At 70.2% G+C, this 17648-nt stretch carries 15 protein-coding genes; 8 read left to right on the top strand and 7 right to left on the bottom strand.

What is annotated here, in order from left to right:
* The first annotated feature begins 169 nt into the window (after positions 1–169).
* From folC to GGR71_RS18575, 8 genes are all read left to right on the top strand, one after another.
* Entirely contained in the window at positions 170–1438 is a 1269-nt protein-coding gene (folC, locus tag GGR71_RS18610; protein ID WP_160959414.1) for a bifunctional tetrahydrofolate synthase/dihydrofolate synthase, read from the top strand.
* Between the two features lie 69 nt (positions 1439–1507).
* Positions 1508–2590 (top strand): SPOR domain-containing protein, encoded by a 1083-nt coding sequence (locus GGR71_RS18605; protein ID WP_160959333.1) that lies wholly within the window; start codon positions 1508–1510, stop codon positions 2588–2590.
* A gap of 95 nt (positions 2591–2685) precedes the next feature.
* Complete coding sequence (locus tag GGR71_RS18600; RefSeq protein WP_160959335.1) at positions 2686–3447, top strand: CvpA family protein; 762 nt, start codon at positions 2686–2688, stop codon at positions 3445–3447.
* Positions 3448–3475: 28 nt separating this feature from the next.
* Positions 3476–4942 carry an amidophosphoribosyltransferase gene (purF, locus tag GGR71_RS18595; RefSeq protein WP_017913998.1) on the top strand — a complete coding sequence of 489 codons (1467 nt, stop codon included), beginning with the start codon at positions 3476–3478 and terminating at the stop codon, positions 4940–4942.
* Entirely contained in the window at positions 4935–5522 is a 588-nt protein-coding gene (locus GGR71_RS18590; RefSeq protein ID WP_343160806.1) for a hypothetical protein, read from the top strand. Before purF ends, GGR71_RS18590 begins: the two co-directional genes overlap by 8 nt.
* Positions 5474–6325, top strand: a complete 852-nt coding sequence (locus GGR71_RS18585; RefSeq protein WP_160959417.1) for a ferritin-like domain-containing protein — start codon at positions 5474–5476, stop codon at positions 6323–6325. The genes GGR71_RS18590 and GGR71_RS18585 overlap by 49 nt, the downstream gene beginning before the upstream one ends.
* Positions 6326–6558: 233 nt before the next feature.
* Positions 6559–7803 carry a zinc-dependent metalloprotease gene (locus GGR71_RS18580; RefSeq protein ID WP_160959337.1) on the top strand — a complete coding sequence of 415 codons (1245 nt, stop codon included), beginning with the start codon at positions 6559–6561 and terminating at the stop codon, positions 7801–7803.
* 141 nt (positions 7804–7944) lie between these two features.
* The gene (locus GGR71_RS18575; protein WP_160959340.1) at positions 7945–8445 is read left to right on the top strand and encodes a hypothetical protein; all 501 of its coding nucleotides are present in this window, start codon (positions 7945–7947) and stop codon (positions 8443–8445) included.
* 315 nt (positions 8446–8760) lie between these two features.
* Here the strand turns inward: GGR71_RS18575 and lpxH are convergent, their stop codons facing one another.
* The 7 genes from lpxH to phoB form a co-directional block, all read right to left on the bottom strand.
* Positions 8761–9498, bottom strand: coding sequence for a UDP-2,3-diacylglucosamine diphosphatase (gene lpxH, locus GGR71_RS18570; RefSeq protein ID WP_160959342.1), 738 nt, complete (start codon positions 9496–9498; stop codon positions 8761–8763).
* 264 nt (positions 9499–9762) lie between these two features.
* Positions 9763–10287 (bottom strand): phosphatase PAP2 family protein, encoded by a 525-nt coding sequence (locus tag GGR71_RS18565; protein WP_160959345.1) that lies wholly within the window; start codon positions 10285–10287, stop codon positions 9763–9765.
* Complete coding sequence (locus tag GGR71_RS18560; protein ID WP_160959347.1) at positions 10271–11404, bottom strand: glycosyltransferase family 4 protein; 1134 nt, start codon at positions 11402–11404, stop codon at positions 10271–10273. The genes GGR71_RS18565 and GGR71_RS18560 overlap by 17 nt, the downstream gene beginning before the upstream one ends.
* Before the next feature lie 414 nt (positions 11405–11818).
* The gene (gene ppx, locus GGR71_RS18555; protein ID WP_160959350.1) at positions 11819–13345 is read right to left on the bottom strand and encodes an exopolyphosphatase; all 1527 of its coding nucleotides are present in this window, start codon (positions 13343–13345) and stop codon (positions 11819–11821) included.
* A 55-nt stretch (positions 13346–13400) separates the two neighbouring features.
* A complete protein-coding gene (gene ppk1 / locus GGR71_RS18550) occupies positions 13401–15500 on the bottom strand; it encodes a polyphosphate kinase 1 (RefSeq protein ID WP_160959353.1) in 2100 nt (699 codons plus the stop codon).
* Between the two features lie 11 nt (positions 15501–15511).
* A complete protein-coding gene (gene phoR / locus GGR71_RS18545) occupies positions 15512–16837 on the bottom strand; it encodes a phosphate regulon sensor histidine kinase PhoR (RefSeq protein WP_160959356.1) in 1326 nt (441 codons plus the stop codon).
* Positions 16838–16901: 64 nt separating this feature from the next.
* A complete protein-coding gene (gene phoB, locus GGR71_RS18540) occupies positions 16902–17591 on the bottom strand; it encodes a phosphate regulon transcriptional regulator PhoB (RefSeq protein WP_160959358.1) in 690 nt (229 codons plus the stop codon).
* Positions 17592–17648 lie beyond the last annotated feature (57 nt).

Below are 17648 nucleotides of genomic sequence, written 5' to 3'. Positions count from 1 at the left end.
CCTGCGGGGTTTTCGTCCGGCCTGCTTGCCGTGCCTCACGGGATCCGGAACAGCTAAAGCAACATCAACCGCAAAAGCCAAAGCAAAGCCAAGCAACCGCCAACGCCTAACAACAGCAAAGTGCCGTGCCGCTTCGGTACGCGTGCTGTCGCCGCATCAGTCGAGTTCAATCGCCTCCATGAACACCCTCCCCGAATGGCTCGCCTACATCGAGCGCCAACACCCCCAGGACATCGCCATGGGCCTGGAGCGGGTGCGTGCGGTCGCCGCGCGCATGCGCCTGACCCGGCCGGCCAAGCACGTCATCACCGTCGGCGGCACCAACGGCAAGGGCTCGACCGTCGCCTTCATCGAGGCGATCGCGCGTGCCGCCGGCTGGCGCGTGGGCAGCTACACCTCGCCGCACCTGCTGCGCTACAACGAGCGCGTGCGCATCGACGGCGAAGAGGCCAGCGATGCCGACCTGGTGACCGCCTTCGCGGCAGTGGAGGCCGCGCGCGGCGACACCGCGCTGACCTACTTCGAGTACGGCACGCTGGCGGCGCTGTGGCTGTTCCAGCAGGTCAAGTTGGACCTGGCGGTGCTGGAAGTCGGCCTCGGCGGCCGCCTCGATGCGGTCAACCTGGTCGATGCCGATGTCGCGGTGATCACCACCGTGGACATCGACCACACCGACTGGCTCGGCAACGACCGCGAGGCGATCGGTGCGGAGAAGGCCGGCATCGCGCGGCCGTGGAAGCCGCTGGTGCTGGGCGAGATCGATCCGCCGTCCAGCGTGCTGCGCCGGGCCTACGCGATCGGTGCCAATGCGCTGCGCGCCGGCAGCGACTTCTTCCACGAGCCGATCGACGCCGAGCGCTGGCGCTGGCGCGACGTCGGTACCGAACTGCAGTTGCCGTTGCCGCAGCTGCGCGCGCCGGTGCAGCGCGCCAACGCCGCCACCGCCATCGCCGCGCTGCGCGCGCTGCGCCGGTCGCTGCCGCGCACCGCCTACGCCGAGGGCATCGCCGCCGCGCGCCTGCGCGGGCGCCTGCAGCCGTGCGTGCGCGACGGCGTGGAGGTGCTGGTCGACGTCGGCCACAACCCGCAGGCCGCTCGCGAACTGGCCGCCGCGCTGCAGGCGCAGCCGGTCGCCGGCCGCACCCGCGCGGTGTTCGCGGCGCTGGCCGACAAGGACGTCGTCGGGGTGGTGGAGGCACTGTCCGCGCAGGTCGATGCCTGGCACCTGGCCGGCTTGGGCGGCAACCGCGGCCAGAGCGCTGCGCAACTGCGCGCGCGGCTGGCCGCCACCGCGGCGGCCGAGGCTGCTGTGGCCGAGGGCGTGGTGCAGGCGCTGCAATCGGCATTGGCGCAGGCGCAGCCGGGCGACCGGTTGCTGGTGTTCGGCTCGTTCCATACCGCGGCCGAGGCCTTGCACTGGCTGCATTCAGCCGGCTGATCCCGCCTCCGCGCGGGCCGACCTTATAATCGGCACGGCACTCCGCCACGCCGCCCCCTCAGCCTTTCCGTGGATACCGTCCTGAAACAGCGATTGATTGGCGCCCTCGTCCTGGTAGCGCTCGCCGTGATCTTCCTACCGATGCTGGTGAAGGGGCCTGCGCCCGACAGCGGCGTGGCCAATGTGCCGTTGAAGGCGCCCGACGCGCCGGCCGACGGCCAGTTCGAGACCCGCGAGCTGCCGCTGGTGACCCCGGGCGACGCACCCAGCGGTGGGGCGGTGGGCATGGCCAAAGCGCCGGGTGCCGCATCCGCGCCGGCCGCTGCGCCGGCGCCGGTCCAGAACAACCCCGATGCCGCCGACCTGGCCGACCCGGCCGCCGGCAGCGCCGCGCAGCCGTTGCCGCCGAGCGTGGCCGCCGGCAACTACGCGGTGAACTTCGGCGCCTATGCCACCGCCGCCGATGCCGATGCGGTGATCGCACGGCTCAAGCAGGCGCAGCTGCCGGGCTTCCGCGAGCAGGCTACGATCGGCGGTCGCCAGGCCTGGCGCGTGCGGATCGGGCCGTATGCCGATCGCGCCCAGGCCGAATCCGTGCGTCTGCAGGCGGTCAAGGTCCGCAACGACGTCAACGCCCAGGTGGTGACCCTGGACGCGGCGCCGAGCAACGCGACCCCGACCAGCGCCACGCCGGCCGCCGCCAGCCATGTCGCCGCCGCCGCGCCCGCCGCCCCGGCCAGGACCGAGGCGCTGCCGCCGGAGCCGGCCAAGCCGGTCGCCACCGCCAAGCCGGCGACGCCGCCGGCGCCCAAGCCGGAACCGGCCAAGCCCGAACCCACCAAGCCGGCGGCCACCGCGGCCACCACGGCAGCGGCCAAACCGGCGCCAAGCGTGCCGGCCGCGCCGGCGGCCTCCGGCACAGGCTTTGCCGTGCAACTGGGCGCCTTCGGCAAGGCCGAGGACGCCAATGCCCTGCGCGACAAGGTGCGCGCGGCCGGCTTCAGCGCCTTCGTCGAGCAGGTCCGCACCGACAAGGGCGCGCTGAACCGGGTGCGGGTCGGCCCGGTCGCCAACCGCGCCGATGCCGAGCAGTTGCGTGCCCAAGTGGCGGCCAAGGTCGGCATCAGCGGTATGGTACGTCCACATCCTTGATCGGGCCGCGGCCCATGGAGTAGCACGATGGTCCAGGGAAGGCAGGCGCGACGCGCGATCGGCGCGATGCAGCGGCTCGGCCGCGGGAGGCGCGCATGATCGACATGGTGCTGTTGACGGTGATCCTGGTCTCGGCCCTGCTCGGGGCGCTGCGCGGGTTCGTCGGCATCGTGGTCGGCACGCTGTCCTGGTTCCTGGCCGGCTGGGCCACGTTCCAGTTCGGCGGCAATGCCGGGCGCTGGCTCGCGGACGGGGCGCGGCCGAGCATGAGCTACTACCTGGGCGGCTACGCGCTGACCTTCGTGACGGTGATGGCGGTGGTCGCCATCGTCGGCATGGTGATCCGCACCGCGGTGCGCTCGACCGCGCTGTCGGGCACCGACCGCGCGCTCGGCTTCGGCCTGGGCGCGGCGCGCGGCGGCTTCTTCGCCGCGGTGCTGGCGTTCCTGATGAGCTTCACGCCGCTGACCCGCGAGCCGGACTGGCGCCATTCGATGGTGCTGCCGGTGCTCAGCCCCGGCGTGGGCTGGATGCGCGCGCAGATGCCGGACTGGCGCATGCCGCAGATGCCGCAGTTGAACCTGTCGCAGATGCCGCAACTGAACGTGTCGCAGATGGATTTGGGCAACTTGCCCGCGGCAGGCGATAATGCCGCGCTGGGCAACGCCCTGCAGGCCAGCGGGCTGCAGGAGATGATGTCCAAGGCCCTGGGACGTCCCGGGGTGCGGTCCGCGCAGCCCGGGAGCGATCCGTCGCAACTGATGCCGGCGAACATCGATCCGGCGCAGGCGCGTCCGGCGCAAGCCGACCCGGCACGGGTCGAATCCAACGGCCAGGCACGGCCACCTTCCCAATAGCGGCGTCCCCGCCGCGGAGAGCGTTGACATGTGTGGCATCGTCGGAATCGTCGGCAACCAGAACGTGGCCGGGCAACTCTATGACGGCCTGGCCGTACTGCAGCACCGTGGCCAGGACGCGGCGGGCATCGCCACCGCCGACGGCACCCGCCTGCGCGTGCAGAAGGCCAACGGCCTGGTCCGCGACGTCTTCGACGAGAAGCGCATGGCGGTGCTGGAAGGCCGCGTCGGCATCGCCCATTGCCGCTATCCGACCGCCGGCTCGGAAGGCATGGACGAGGCGCAGCCGTTCTACGTGAATTCGCCGTACGGCATCGCGCTGGCCCACAACGGCAACCTGGTCAATACCGAGGCCTTGCGCCAGCAGGTGTTCGAGGCGGACCGCCGCAACATCAACACCGATTCGGACAGCGAAGTGCTGCTGAACGTGTTCGCCTACGAGCTGGACGCGCAGCGCATGCTGACCCCGGAGGCGGCGATCCGCGCGGTGGCCGGCGTGCACCGCCGCTGCAAGGGCGGCTACGCGGTGGTCAGCGTGGTGCTGGGGCTGGGCCTGGTCGCGTTCCGCGATCCGCACGGCATCCGCCCGCTGGTGCTGGGCAAGCGCGAGAGCGTGGAGGGCGACGAGTACATCGTCGCCTCCGAGTCCTCGGCGCTGGACATCCTCGGCTTCACCCGCGTGCGCGACGTGCGCCCCGGCGAAGCGCTGGTGATCACCGGCCGCGGCGAGCTGTTCTCCGAGGTCTGCGCCTCGCCCACCGACCACACCCCGTGCATCTTCGAGTACGTGTACTTCGCGCGCCCGGACTCGATGATCGACAACGTCTCGGTGCACAAGGCGCGCATGCGCATGGGCATGAAGCTGGGCGAGAAGATCCTGCGCCTGCGCCCGGACCACGACATCGACACCATCATCCCGATCCCGGACACCTCGCGCGATGCCGCGCTGGAGATCTCCAACGTGCTCGGGGTGAAGTACCGCGAGGGCTTCGTCAAGAACCGCTACATCGGCCGCACCTTCATCATGCCGGGGCAGGGCGAGCGGGTGAAGTCGGTGCGCCGCAAGCTCAACCCGATCCACCTGGAATTCCGCAACCGCGTGGTGCTGCTGGTCGACGATTCGATCGTGCGCGGCACCACCAGCCGGCAGATCGTGCAGATGGCGCGCGACGCCGGCGCGCGCAAGGTGTACCTGGCCAGCGCGGCGCCGCCGGTGCGCTATCCCAACATCTACGGCATCGACATGCCGGCCGCCGACGAACTGGTGGCGCATGGCCGCAGCGAGCAGGAGATCCAGGAATTCCTCGGTTGCGACTGGTTGATCTACCAGGACCTGGAAGACCTGGAGACCGCGGTGCGCGAGGGCAACCCGGAACTGAAGGCGTTCGACTCCTCGTGCTTCAACGGCCAGTACACCACCGGCATCGAACCCGGCTATTTCGAGCGGATCATGCAGTTGCGCTCGGACGAGGCCAAGCGCAAGCGCCGTGCCTGAGCCGCGCGGCGGCCGCGCGCGGGCGTGGCGCCTGCGCGCGCTGGCGGGCCTGGCCGCGCTCTGCGGCGGCTGCACTGCTGACGACGCCACGCGGCCGGTGCATTCGCTGGACGATCCGCGCCTGCGCGACGGCAGCGTGCCGGGCGCGCAGCTGACCATGCTGCAGCTGTACATGGATCCGGAGCAGTTGGCGGTGCTGCAGCCGGGCTATCGCGCGCCGCTGGCGATCGCCGGCGCGCAGCGCATCGACAAGGACCTGCTGCTCCTGCGCCTGCGCGCGCAGCGTTCCTCCGCCGACGTGCGCGCCGATGCGCCGCAGTGGGGCTATGCGGTCGATTGCCGCGACGGTGCGGCGCGCCTGCTCGCCGCCGGCATCGGCGTCGACGCCGGCTGGCCGTCGACCGCGCCGCTGGCCAACATTCCCGAACCGCCGGCGGCCGACCGCCGCAGTGCCTTCGCCCTGGCCTGCGCGCATCGCGTGGACTGCGTGTTCAAGGTGCCCGGCAACCGCTGCGAGCAGGCCCAGCGCACCTGGCTGGAACGGCGCCAAGTGGCCGCGCATCCGTCGGCGGCGTCGTGAGCGGCGACCTCTACCATGCCGCGCGCGCCTGCCTGGACGCGGCCGACCCCGACGAGAAGGTCGCGCTGACCCAGCGCCATGCCGCGGCCTGGCGCGATGGCGCGCTGGCGGTGCCGGCCACGGCGCCGGCGCCCGAGCCGATCCGCATGCCGGGACGGCCGCCGCGGCCGTTGCTGGTGCATCCGCGCGAACTGCCGCGGCGCGGCCTCGGCAGTGCCGAAGGCCGTGCGGCTTTCATCCACGCCATCGCCCACATCGAACTCAACGCCATCGACCTGGCCTGGGACGCGGTCTACCGCTTCCGCGGCCTGCCGACGGCGTTCTATGCCGATTGGGTGGCGGTGGCGGACGACGAGTCGCGCCATTTCGTGTTGCTGCGCGACCGTCTGCGCGCGCTGGGCCACGCCTACGGCGATTTCGCCGCGCACAATGGCCTGTGGGAAATGTGCGAGAAGACCGCGCACGACGGCCTGGCGCGAATGGCGTTGGTGCCGCGGGTGCTGGAGGCGCGCGGCCTGGACGTGACCCCGGGCATGATCGCCAAGCTGCGCGCGCTCGGCGACGACGCCACCGCCGGCATCCTGGAGATCATCCTGCGCGAGGAGGTGGCGCACGTGGCCGCCGGCTCACGCTGGTACCGCTGGTACTGCGCGCAGGCCGGGATCGAGCCGCGCGCCCGCTTCGCCGCCCTGCTGCGCGAGTACGCCGGCGGCTACCTGCATGGGCCGTTCAATCTGCAGGCGCGCCTGCTCGCCGGGTTCGACGAGGACGAACTGCTGGCCCTGCAGCAGCAGGCCGGCTGAGGCGCCGTCGCCGACAGGGCGGGGCGTGTGCTGCAACGAAGCGTCTGCGTGGACGGCATGCGCCCGCGTTGCGCAGGTTCTGTGATGCCTATCTCCGAGTGATGCCGCGACGGCATTTGTTGCTTGCGCTGAACGGTGGCTGAGCGGCTAATCGAACTCCCCCGCATGGCCTCCTCCGTTTTCGGCCACGCGCGGGGCGACGTTCGTCCCTACTCACCACCCAGGAGTCCGACATGAAGTCGATGTGCAGCCTGACCGCGATGCTTGCCCTGTGCGTCGCCGGTTCCGCCTCCGCGGCCGGAACGCCCCTGTTCCATAGCAGCCAGTACGTGTCCAAGTCCATTGCCGGCGAGCCCGCGTTGAGCCGCCTGCTGACCAATCCCGCCACCGCCGCGGTGCAGCGGGTCGGCGTGAACGCCGCCGCCGTCACCGCCGGACAGAAGCAACTCGAGCTGGACCTGCTGGGCAAGCGCATCACCGCCACGCAGCTGAAGACCGAGCAGTTGGAAGGCGGCAACAGCATCTGGTACGGCAATCTCGGCAATGCCGCGGTGGCCCGGACCCGTGCGCCCTCCGGCCTGGATCCGCTGAACTCGGCGATCCTGGTGCGCAGCGGTGACACCATCACCGGCAGCATCCGCAGCAACGGCACGCTGTTCCATCTGCGTCCGGTCGCCGGCGGCGGCCATGTCCTGGTGGAGGTCGACGAACGGCGCATGCCGGCCGAGCATCCGTCCGACTACGCCTTGCTGCCGACCGTGCAGATGCCGCAGTCGGTGATCGACGAGCGCATGACCGCGGCCGGCGCCTCGTCCGGTTCGCCTGCGACCATCCGCGTGCTGGTGGTGGCGACCAACAAGGCGGTGACCAGCTACGGCGGCAACATGCAGTCGCTGGTGCAACTGGCGGTGGCCGAGTCCAACCAGGGCTACACCAACAGCAATGTCGGCATCACCATGCAGCTGGCCGGCTACGAGACCACCAACTACACCGAGTCCGGCGACTTCAACACCGACCTGACCCGTTTCCGCGGCACCAGCGACGGCTACATGGACAGCATCCATACCTCGCGCAACAGCACCGCGGCCGACGTCGGCGTGCTGATCATCGACAACTCCGCCTATTGCGGCCTCGCCTCGGGCATCGGGTCCACCGCCGCCACCGCGTTCGCGGCGGTGTACTGGGACTGCGCCACTGGCTACTACAGCTTCGCCCACGAGATCGGCCATCTGCAGAGCGCGCGCCACGACGTGGCCACCGACTCCAGCACCTCGCCGTACGCCTATGGCCACGGCTATCGCTACGGCAACAGCTGGCGCACGATCATGGCCTACAACTGCACCAGCAGTTGCCCGCGGCTGAATTACTGGTCCAACCCCAACGTGTCCTACAACGGCGTGCCGATGGGCAACGCCAGCACCGCCGACAACCAGCGCGTGCTGGTCAACACCAAGGCGACGGTGGCCGGGTTCCGTTGAGCCGGCCCGCGCGTGGCGCAGGTCGCCTGCCTGCGCCACGCGCGGCGAAGACGGCCGGGGCGGGCGCGGCGGCGTCCGCTTCGGCTATGCTGGGAAGCGGTGCCGGCACGTTAGGTGCCGACCGACTTCCTGGGATCGACGATGTTCAAGCGCATGCGACTGCCGGCCGCGCTGCTGCTGGCGATGCTGAGCGCGGGCTGCGGCCCCGCTCCCGATCGGCAGGCCGATAGCCCGTCGCCGACCGCCACGACGGACGCGCCGAGGGCGACCCCGCCGGCCGCAGCGGCCGACAGCTTCGACGAGAACCGCGCGATGGACATGTTGCAGGCGCGCCTGTCCGCCGATCATGCCTATCCCGACCTGCAGTGCCTGGGCTACGCCGTCGAGGACGGCGAGGACGCCGCCGCCTCCGCGACAACGTCTGCAGCGGCCGCACCCAAGGCTGCCGCGCCGGCGGCGATCGAGATCGCCGTACGCGAGAAGCACGGCGACGGCTGCCCGGGCGACCCGCAGACCGAGCCGGTCCGCGACCGCTTCCGCGTCGAGCGCTCCGGCGCGATCCAGTGGTACGACGTGGTCGACGGCGACTTCGTCGAGTACGCGCAGTGGCGGCAGCAGCACGCCGGCGGCGGTCTGCCCTGAGAGGTGGGTCATCGCGCAGTGCCGCATGCGTGGTTGTCACGGTGTGCGGCAAGCACGTGCGGGGGGAGGCGGAAACGGCCCGAACGTGGGCGAGGTCCGCTACGTACTCGGAAGACAGTTGATTGCGACGTTCTGAAGCCGGCAGTGACGGCCCGGTGCGTCTAACCCCGCCGCGATCAGCGGCCCTGCGCAATCCCGGGGCCGGAGCGCAGTTCGGTGCCGTCCTGCAGCCGTGCCGTTACCGCCGGGGAATGCCGTGCCGCGAATGCCAAGTGCGCGTTGCCGGACTGCGTGCGGCCGCGCCGGACATTGGCGCTAGAGCTGTTGCAGCGCGCAGCCCTGCGCGTCCACGCGCAGCACCGAACCCTGTTCGTACCAGTCGCCGAGCACGATGCGGGTGCAGGCGCGGCCTTCCACGTCCAGCGCATGCACCGCCGGCCGATGGGTGTGGCCATGGATCATCCGCGCCACGCCGTAGCGGGCGAAGGTGGCGACGACTTCGCCCGGGGCCACGTCGGTGACGGTCTCGAACTGCGCGCGGTCGCCCTGTTTCAGGTCGGCCTGGCGCGCCTGGCTGGCGGCGCGCGCCTGCTGCGCGTAGGCGATGCGCGCGGCCAGCGGCTGCGCCAGGAACTGCTGCTGGAAAGCCGGGTCGCGGGTCTGCGCGCGGAACGCCTGGTAGGCGGTGTCGTCGGTGCACAGCAGGTCGCCGTGCAGCAGCAGGGTCGGCTCGCCGTACAGATCGATCACGCAAGGATCGGGCAGCAGGCGCAGGCCGGCGCGCTGCGCGTAGTCGGCGCCGAGCAGGAAGTCGCGGTTGCCGTGCATGAAGAACGCCGGCACCCCGGCTTCGTGCAGCGCGTGCAACTCCAGCGCCACCGCATCGGCCGCCTCGGACGGCGTGTCGTCGCCGATCCAGGCCTCGAACAGGTCGCCGAGGATGTACAACGCCTCGGCCCGCCGCGCCTCGCCGCGCAGGAAGTCGAGAAACAGGGCGGTGATCGCCGGCCGTGCCGGGTCCAGATGCAGGTCGGAGATGAACAGCGTGGTCATTGGGCCATTGTAAGGCCGGGAGTGGGGAATCGGGATTGGGGACTGGGGAGTGTTAGCGAGCGCAGGCGTTGCTGTGCTTTCGAAGGGCCGGTATTCGGATTCGGGAACGGGAATTGGGGATTCGGAGTGTGCGCTAACGCGGGAGTTGTTGCGCTCTCGTAGGAGCGGCTTCAGCCGCGACTCTTCCAGAGCCAGGATTGAAGAGAGGGAGCCGGCCGGCGCCGGCCGTTCCCATTCCCTATTCCCGGTTCCCCATTCCCAGCCTCAGATCAACCACAACGACACGCCCGCCAGCAGCGCGCCGATGCCGGTGGCGGCGAGCACGTCGCTGGGGTAGTGCAGGCCCAGCACCACGCGCGACAGCGCCACGCAGGCGATGAAGGGCACCAGCAGCGGGGCCAGCCAGGGGTAGTAGGCGAGGGCGACGATGCCGAAGGACACCGCGTGCAGGGTGTGGCCGGAGGGGAAGCTGAATTCGTCCAGCGGCGCCACCCACGCGCGGATGCGCAGGTCGGCGGCGTACGGGCGCGGGCGTCGGGTCCAGCGCTTCAGGCCCTTGTACAGGCTCAGCGCGACCACGCCGGTGGCGGCCATGTGCGCGGAGGCGAACACGCCGTCCATGCCGTCGCACAGCACCAGCAGGGTCATCAGCGCGTACCAGAACACGCCGTCGCCCAGCCGACTGATCACCGAGAAGAAGCGCCGTACCGAGCGCCGCCGGCACCAGTGGTTGGCGCGCCGGCACCAGCGGGTCTCGTGCCCGCGCAGGATCTCAAGCCGCGTCGACATGCGTCCTCCGGGTCTGCGCCAGTTGGGTGAGCAGGGCATCGAAATCGGCCACCACCCGCTCCGGGCGCAGTTGCTGCATCGACGCGCAGGCGGCCGCACCCAGGCGCCGGCGCAGCGTCTCGTCGCTGCCCAGGCGCAGGGCGGCGGCGATGAAGGCGTCGTCGTCGTCCACCGCTGCGCCGTTGCTGCCGTCGCGCAGGTACTCGCGCGCCGCGCCGTAGTCGAAGGCGACCGTGGCCAGGCCGCTGGCCATCGCCTCCAGGGTCACGTTGCCGAAGGTCTCGCTGCGGCTGGGGAACAGGAACAGGTCGCCGCTGGCGAAATGCCCCGCCAGCGCATCGCCGCGCTGCACGCCGCAGAAAATGAAGTCGGGATTCTCCTGCGCCAGGCGCTCGCGCAGCGGGCCGTCGCCGACCCAGACGAAGCGTGCGCGCGGGCGCAACTGCTGCAACTGGCGGAATGCGCGCACCGCCAGCGGCAGGTTCTTCTCCGAGGCGATGCGGCCCACGTACAGCACCGCGCAATCGTCGTCCTGCAGACCCCACTGCTGGCGCAACTGCGGATCGCGGCGCTGCGGCTCGAACTGCTTGCTGTCCACCGCGCGCGCCAGCAGGCGCACCCGCTCGAAGCCCTGGGTGGCGAGGAAGTCGCGCAGTTCGCGGGTCGGTACCAGGGTCGCCTGGGCCTGGTTGTGGAAGCGCCGCATCCAGCGCAGCGCGGTCGACTGCAGCCAGGCCGCGCCGTACTGCGGCAGGTACTCGTCGAAGCGGGTGTGGAAGCCGGTGGCGATCGGAATGCCCAGGCGCCGCGCGCTGCGCAGCGCCGACCAGCCCAGCGGACCCTCGGTGGCGATGTACACCGCATCCGGCGGCGCGGCCTGCCACAGCCTGGTCAGGCGCCGCGGCGCGGGCAGGCCGAACTTCAGCCCGGGGTAGCGCGGCAGCGCCGCACCGCGCACCAGCCGCAGATCCGCCGGGTCGGCGTCGCCGGCCTGGCGCGGGCGCACCACGTCGACGGTATGGCCGCGCGCGCGCAGCCCCAGTTCCAGCCCCTGCACGGTCAGCGCGACGCCGTTGACCTCAGGGGGATACGTCTCGGTGACGATCGCGTAGCGCATGTGGGGGCTCCGGTTTGACAAAGCCTCGCGCACGGCAGTGAAGCGAACATGTCCAGCGCATGTAGGAACGATGACGCCAAAAGCCGGGATTCGGGATTCGGGATGACCAGCCTGCGGCTGTTGAAAGCCGGGATTCGGGATTTTCCGCGAGTGCACGGCGGTTGCGATTGCACTGTGGGAGGGACTTCAGTCCCGACGGGCTCTACCGATAAAGCCCGTCGGGACTGAAGTCCCTCCCACAAAAAGCGGATGGATCGCGGTTTCAGGAAGGCCTGTTTTCTTTAAAAAATCGCCACTTTCTTATCAAATCGCTTGACGGCGATTCCACTCCGGACAGCATGCTGCCATCCCGAATCCCGGCTTTCAACAGCCGCAGGCTGGTCATCCCGAATCCCGAATCCCGAATCCCGGCCCTCAAGCCACAAACGGCCGGAAATTGATCCCCAATCCGGCCATGCCCTCGACCTCGCCGATCAGGTCGGCGCGCTGCAGCGGTCGCGACTCGATCCACGGCTGCGACAGGATCAGGTGCAGGTTGGCGCCGTCGGCCTTCAGTTCCAGCGCCGGGATCGGGTCGGCCTCGTGCGCGCGGTGCAGCAGCACCGCCAGGCGCAGCAGCGCGGCCTTGCGCTTGGCGCTGAGCAGCAGGCGGTCGGGCAGCGCGTCGAACGCGGTCTTGGAGACGTTGCGGCGGTGCGTGCGCACCAGTGTGGCCAGCACCTGCTGCTCCTGCCGCGAGAAGCCGGCGATGTCCGAGTGCTCCAGCACGTAGGCGCCGTGCACGTGGTACTGGCTGTGCGCGATGGCCTGGCCGAGTTCGTGCAGGCGCGCGGCCCAGCCGAGCATGCGCGCGTCGTCGGCGTCCAGCGCCCAGTCCGCGGCGACCTGTTCGAACAGCGCCATCGCGGTGTGCTCCACGCGCGCGGCCTGCGCCTCGTCGATGCCGTAGCGCTGGGTCAGCGCGGCGATCGCGGTTTCGCGCGGATCGTTCTCGCCGCCGCGGCCGAGCATGTCGTAGAGGATGCCTTCGCGCATGGCCGCCTTGCTCACCATCAGCCGTTGCAGGCCCAGCGCCTGGAACGCCGCCTCCAGCACCAGCACGCCGCCGGCGATGATCGGCCGGCGGTCGGCGGACAGGCCCGGCAGGTCGATGTCCTCGATGCGCTTGGCCAGCAGCAGGCGGTCGCGCAACTGCGGCAGCGCTTCGGCGGTGATCGCGCCCTTGGTCAGCTTCATCGCCGCGCAGATCTCGCCGATGGCCTTGTGCGTGCCGGACGAACCCAACGCCTCGTGCCAGCCCAGCGCACGGTATTGCCCGGCGAACTGCTGGAACTCGGCGCCGATCTCGGTCAGCGCGTCCTTCCACTTCTTCCTGGACAGCTTGCCGCCGGGGAAGAAGCGCCGGGTGCTGGCGATGCAGCCGGCCTGCAGGCTCTCGCGTTCCAGGGTCTGGAAGCCGCTGCCGATGATGAACTCGGTGGAGCCGCCGCCGATGTCGATCACCAGGCGGCGTTCGTTCGGCTTGGGTGGCTGCGCGTGGGCCACGCCCAGGTAGATCAGGCGCGCTTCCTCGCGGCCGCTGACCACTTCGATCGGATGGCCGAGGGCGGTTTCGCCGGGAATCAGGAAGGTCTGCGGCGAGCGCAGCTGGCGCACGGTGTTGGTGGCCAACGCGCGCACCCGCAGCGAAGGCAGGTCGCGGATGCGCTGGCCGAAGCGCGCCAGGCATTCCAGCGCGCGCTGCCGCGCGTCGGCGGACAGCCCGCCCTTGTTGTCCAGGCCGTCGGCCATGCGCACGGTCTCGCGCAGGCGGTCCACTACCCGCAGTTGCCCCAGCTGATAGCGGGCGATGACCATGTGGAAACTGTTGGAACCCAGGTCGATGGCGGCCAGCAGGTCGCCGTCGCGCAGCGGCGGATGAGTGGGGGAGGTGGCAAGCATGGCGGAATGGTAGCCGATGCGCGGCGCGCGCCGTGGAGACGGCGCCGCGGTGTGCTCAGAGCCCGTCGAGCAGGGCCAGCTGCGCCGAATGCGGCGGCTGGTCCTGGCCGGGGGCCAGCTTGCGGTAGTTGCCGTCGGCGTCCAGTTCCCAGGCGTTGAGATTGTCGGCCAGGTAGTTCTGCAGCACCTCGCGGTGGATGCGCTTGACCAGGTCCGGATCCAGGATCGGGAAGCCGGTCTCCACGCGCCGCAGCAGGTTGCGTTCCAGCCAGTCGGCGCTGGCGCAGAACAGTTCCGGCGCACCGTCGTTGCCGAACCAGTAGACCCGGCTGTGCTCGAGGAAACGGCCGACGATCGAGCGCACCCGGATGTTGTCGGACACGCCCGGCACGCCCGGGCGCAGGGTGCAGGCGCCGCGCACGATCAGGTCGATCTTCACGCCGGCCTGCGACGCCGCGTACAGCGCGCGGATCACCTGCGGCTCGTTGAGCGCGTTCATCTTGGCGATGATCCGGCCCGGGCGGCCGGCCGTGGCCAGCTTGGTCTCGCGTTCGATCCGGTGCAGCACGCCCGGGTGCAGGGTGAAGGGCGATTGCAGCAGGCGCTTGAGGCGGATCTTCGGCGCCAGCCCGGACAACTGCTGGAACAGCAGGTGCACGTCGTTGCCGATGTCCACGTCGGCGGTGATCAGGCTCAGGTCGGTATAGGCCCGCGCGGTGCCGCTGTGGTAATTGCCGGTGCCCAGGTGCACGTAGCGGCGCAGCTTGCGGCCTTCGCGGCGCACGATCAGCAGCATCTTGGCGTGGGTCTTGTAGCCGACCACGCCGTACACCACCTGCACGCCGGCTTCCTGCAGGCGGTCGGCCAGGCCCAGGTTGGCCTCTTCGTCGAAGCGCGCGCGCAGTTCCACCACCACGGTGACGTCCTTGCCGTTGCGCGCGGCCAGCACCAGTGCATCGACGATCGCCGAGTCCTTGCCGGTGCGGTACAGGGTCTGCTTGATCGCCAGCACGTTCGGGTCGGTCGCGGCCTGCTTGATCAGGTCCAGCACCGCGGTGAAGGCGTCGAACGGGTGGTGCAGCAGCACGTCGCCGGCGGCGGCGATCTCGAAGATGCCTTCGCTGTCGCGCAGGGTGCGCGGATTCATCGCCGGATACTTCAGGTCCGGGCGCTGCACCAGGTCGTAGACCTGATTGACGCGGCTCAGGTTGACCGGACCGTTGATGCGGTAGACCGCGTTCTCCGGCAGTTCGAAGTTCTGCAGCAGGGTGCGCACGATCGACTTCGGGCAGTCCTCGGCGATCTCCAGCCGCACCGCCGGCCGGTAGCCGCGGTTGACCAGTTCGTCGCGCAGCGCCAGCGCCAGGTTCTCCACTTCCTCCTCGTCCACCACCAGTTCCGAGTTGCGGGTGACGCGGAACTGGTAGGACCCCATCACCTCCATGCCCGGGAACAGCTCGTCGACGAAGGTGGACAGCACCGAGGACAGGAACACGAAGCTCTGGCCGCCCTCGGCCAGGCTTTCCGGCAACTGGATGATGCGCGGCAGCGAGCGCGGCGCGCGCACGATCGCCAGGTGGCCGACACGGCCGAACGCGTCGGTGCCCTTGAGCACCACCACGATGTTCAGCGACTTGTTGAGGATCTTCGGGAACGGATGCGCCGGGTCCAGGCCCAGCGGCGACAGCACCGGCATGATCTCGTTGCGGAAGTAGGCGCGCAGCCAGCGCTTCTGCCGCGCGTTCCAGGAATGCCGGCCGAGCACGCCGATGCCGGCGTCCTTCAGCGCCGGGCGCAGCACCTCGTTCCAGCAGCGATACTGCTGGTCCACCAGTTGCGCGGCGCGGTCGTGGATGGAGGTGAGGATGGCGCTGGGGCTCATCCCGTCCGGCGCCGGCGGCAGCCCGAATTCCTGCGCGTGGCGCACGGTGGCCGCGCGGATCTCGAAGAACTCGTCGAGGTTGGTGCAGGAGATGCACAGGAAGCGCAAACGCTCCAGCAACGGCACCTGCGGGTCCTGCGCCTGCGCCAGGACCCGGAAATTGAAGTCCAGTTGCGACAGTTCGCGGTTGATGTACAGCGCGGGGTCGCGCAGCGGATCGCTGGGAATGTCCGGGGGCGGCGTGGGCGGCAGGGCGGGGACGCGGCGGGGCATGGCGTTACTCGTTAGACGGAAGTCAGGGTGGCATGGTCGTGCCGCGGATGCACGCGCCCGGCGCCGAAGTGACAGGAGAAGGTGCTGCCCTTGCCGACTTCGCTCTCGATCTCCAGCCGCGCCTGGTGCAGGCCGAGCACGTGCTTGACGATCGACAGGCCCAGGCCGGTGCCGCCGCTTTCGCGCGAGCGGCTGCTGGAGACGCGGTAGAAGCGCTCGGTGATCCGCGGCAGGTGATGCGCGGGAATGCCGTAGCCGCTGTCGCGCACCGCCAGCACCGCGCCATCGCCCTCGCGGGCAAAGGTGATGCGGATGGTGCCGCCGGCCGCGGTGTAGCGCACCGCGTTGGTGACCAAGTTGGAGAAGGCGCTGTGCAGTTCCTTGTTGGAGCCGACCAGGTCGCAATCGGCTTCGTCGTGCACCTCGATGCGGTGCCGGCCCTGGCTGTGCGCCTCGGCCTCGCGACGCAGCGTGGCCAGCATCGGCGCCATCGCGATCGACTCCTCGTTGGCGTGCTCCTGCGATTCCAGTCGCGACAGGGTCAGCAGGTCCTCGACCAGTTGGGTCATGCGCTGCGACTGCTTGCGCATCTCGGCGATCATCGGCCCCGAATCCGGGAAGTCCTCCGGATCGAGCATGTCCAGGTAGCCGTGGACCACGGTCAATGGCGTGCGCAACTCGTGCGAGACGTTGGCGACGAAATCGCGACGCACCTGCTCCAGCTGCAGCAGCTTGCTGACGTCACGCGCGACCAGCAGCCAGTGGTCGTCGGAATAGGGAATCAGGCGCAGGTTCAGGCGCAGGCGGTCGTCGACCGGCGAGGGCATGTCCAGCATCGGCTCGGCGTTGCGGCCGCCGCTGAGCCAGTGCGCCAGCGGCATCGGCTGCAGCCGCTCCACCACCGGCGCGCCGAGGTCGCCGGGGTGGCGCAGGCCGAGCAGGGTGCCGGCCGCCTCGTTGAACCACTGGATGCGCTGGCTGTTGCGGTCCACCACCACCACCGCGTCCGGCAGCGCCGCGGCGGCGGCGCGGTAGGCACGCAGCATGTCCAGCAGGCGCCGCTTGCGCACGCGCATTTCCGCCTGGCTGCGGTACAGCAGCCGGTCCAGCTCGTTCCATACCCCGGTGCCGGCCGGCGGCTCCCAGCGCTGGCGCGCGGTCAGCCGCCGCAGTACGCGCCGCAGCCGCCAGTAGTGCCAGCCCATCACCCCCAGCGACATCAGGGTCAGCGCCATCCACACGTGGCCGCCGATCCAGCCGACCAGCAACGCCAGCAACAGCAGGCCGGCGAGCGTGCCGAGGGTCTTCAACCAGGCGGAGCGGATGTGGCGGGGCATCGGGAACGCACTCTGTCGCAAAGGATCGTGATCCGTCCGCCGTTATAGCAGGCGTAGCCGGCGGTCAGATGGACGCAGAGAAGCGATAGCCGGAACCGCGGACGGTCTGCACCATGTTCTCCACCGCGAACGGCTCCAGCGTCTTGCGCAGGCGGCGGATGTGCACGTCGATGGTGCGCTCTTCCACGTAGACGCTGCCGCCCCAGACGTGGTCGAGCAGTTGCGCGCGGCTGTACACGCGCTCGGGATGGGTCATGAAGAAGTGCAGCAGGCGGTACTCGGTCGGACCGATCGGCACCGGCGCCTCGCCGGCGAACACGCGGTGCGCGGCGCCGTCGATGCGCAGGCTGCCGACCGAGACGCTGCCGTCCTCGTCGTCCTCGCGGGTGCGGCGCATCACTGCACGGATCCGCGCCAGCAGCTCGCGCGCGGAGAACGGCTTGACCACGTAGTCGTCGACGCCGGCCTCCAGGCCGCCGACGCGGTCGTTCTCTTCGCCGCGGGCGGTGAGCATGATGATCGGCACTTCGCGGGTCATCGCATCCTTGCGCCAGCGCCGGGCCAGTTCCAGGCCGCTGGTCCCGGGCAGCATCCAGTCCAGCAGGATCAGGTCCGGGACCCGGTCGGCGATCGAGGTCTGCGCTTCGCGGGCATCGCCGGCATGCACCGGCTCGAAGTCGCCCTTGCGCAGGGCGAACGCGACCATGTCGCGGATGGCCGGTTCGTCGTCGACGATCAGGATGCGTTTCTGCACAACGGCACCGTGGAACTGGGGAGGAAGGTCGCCAGTAGACTACGGTTTTATTACGGT

The sequence above is a fragment of the Xanthomonas sp. F1 genome (genome assembly GCF_014199855.1).
Note: the sequence above shows the minus strand (reverse complement) of the source record. Positions and strands in the feature narration are given on the sequence as shown.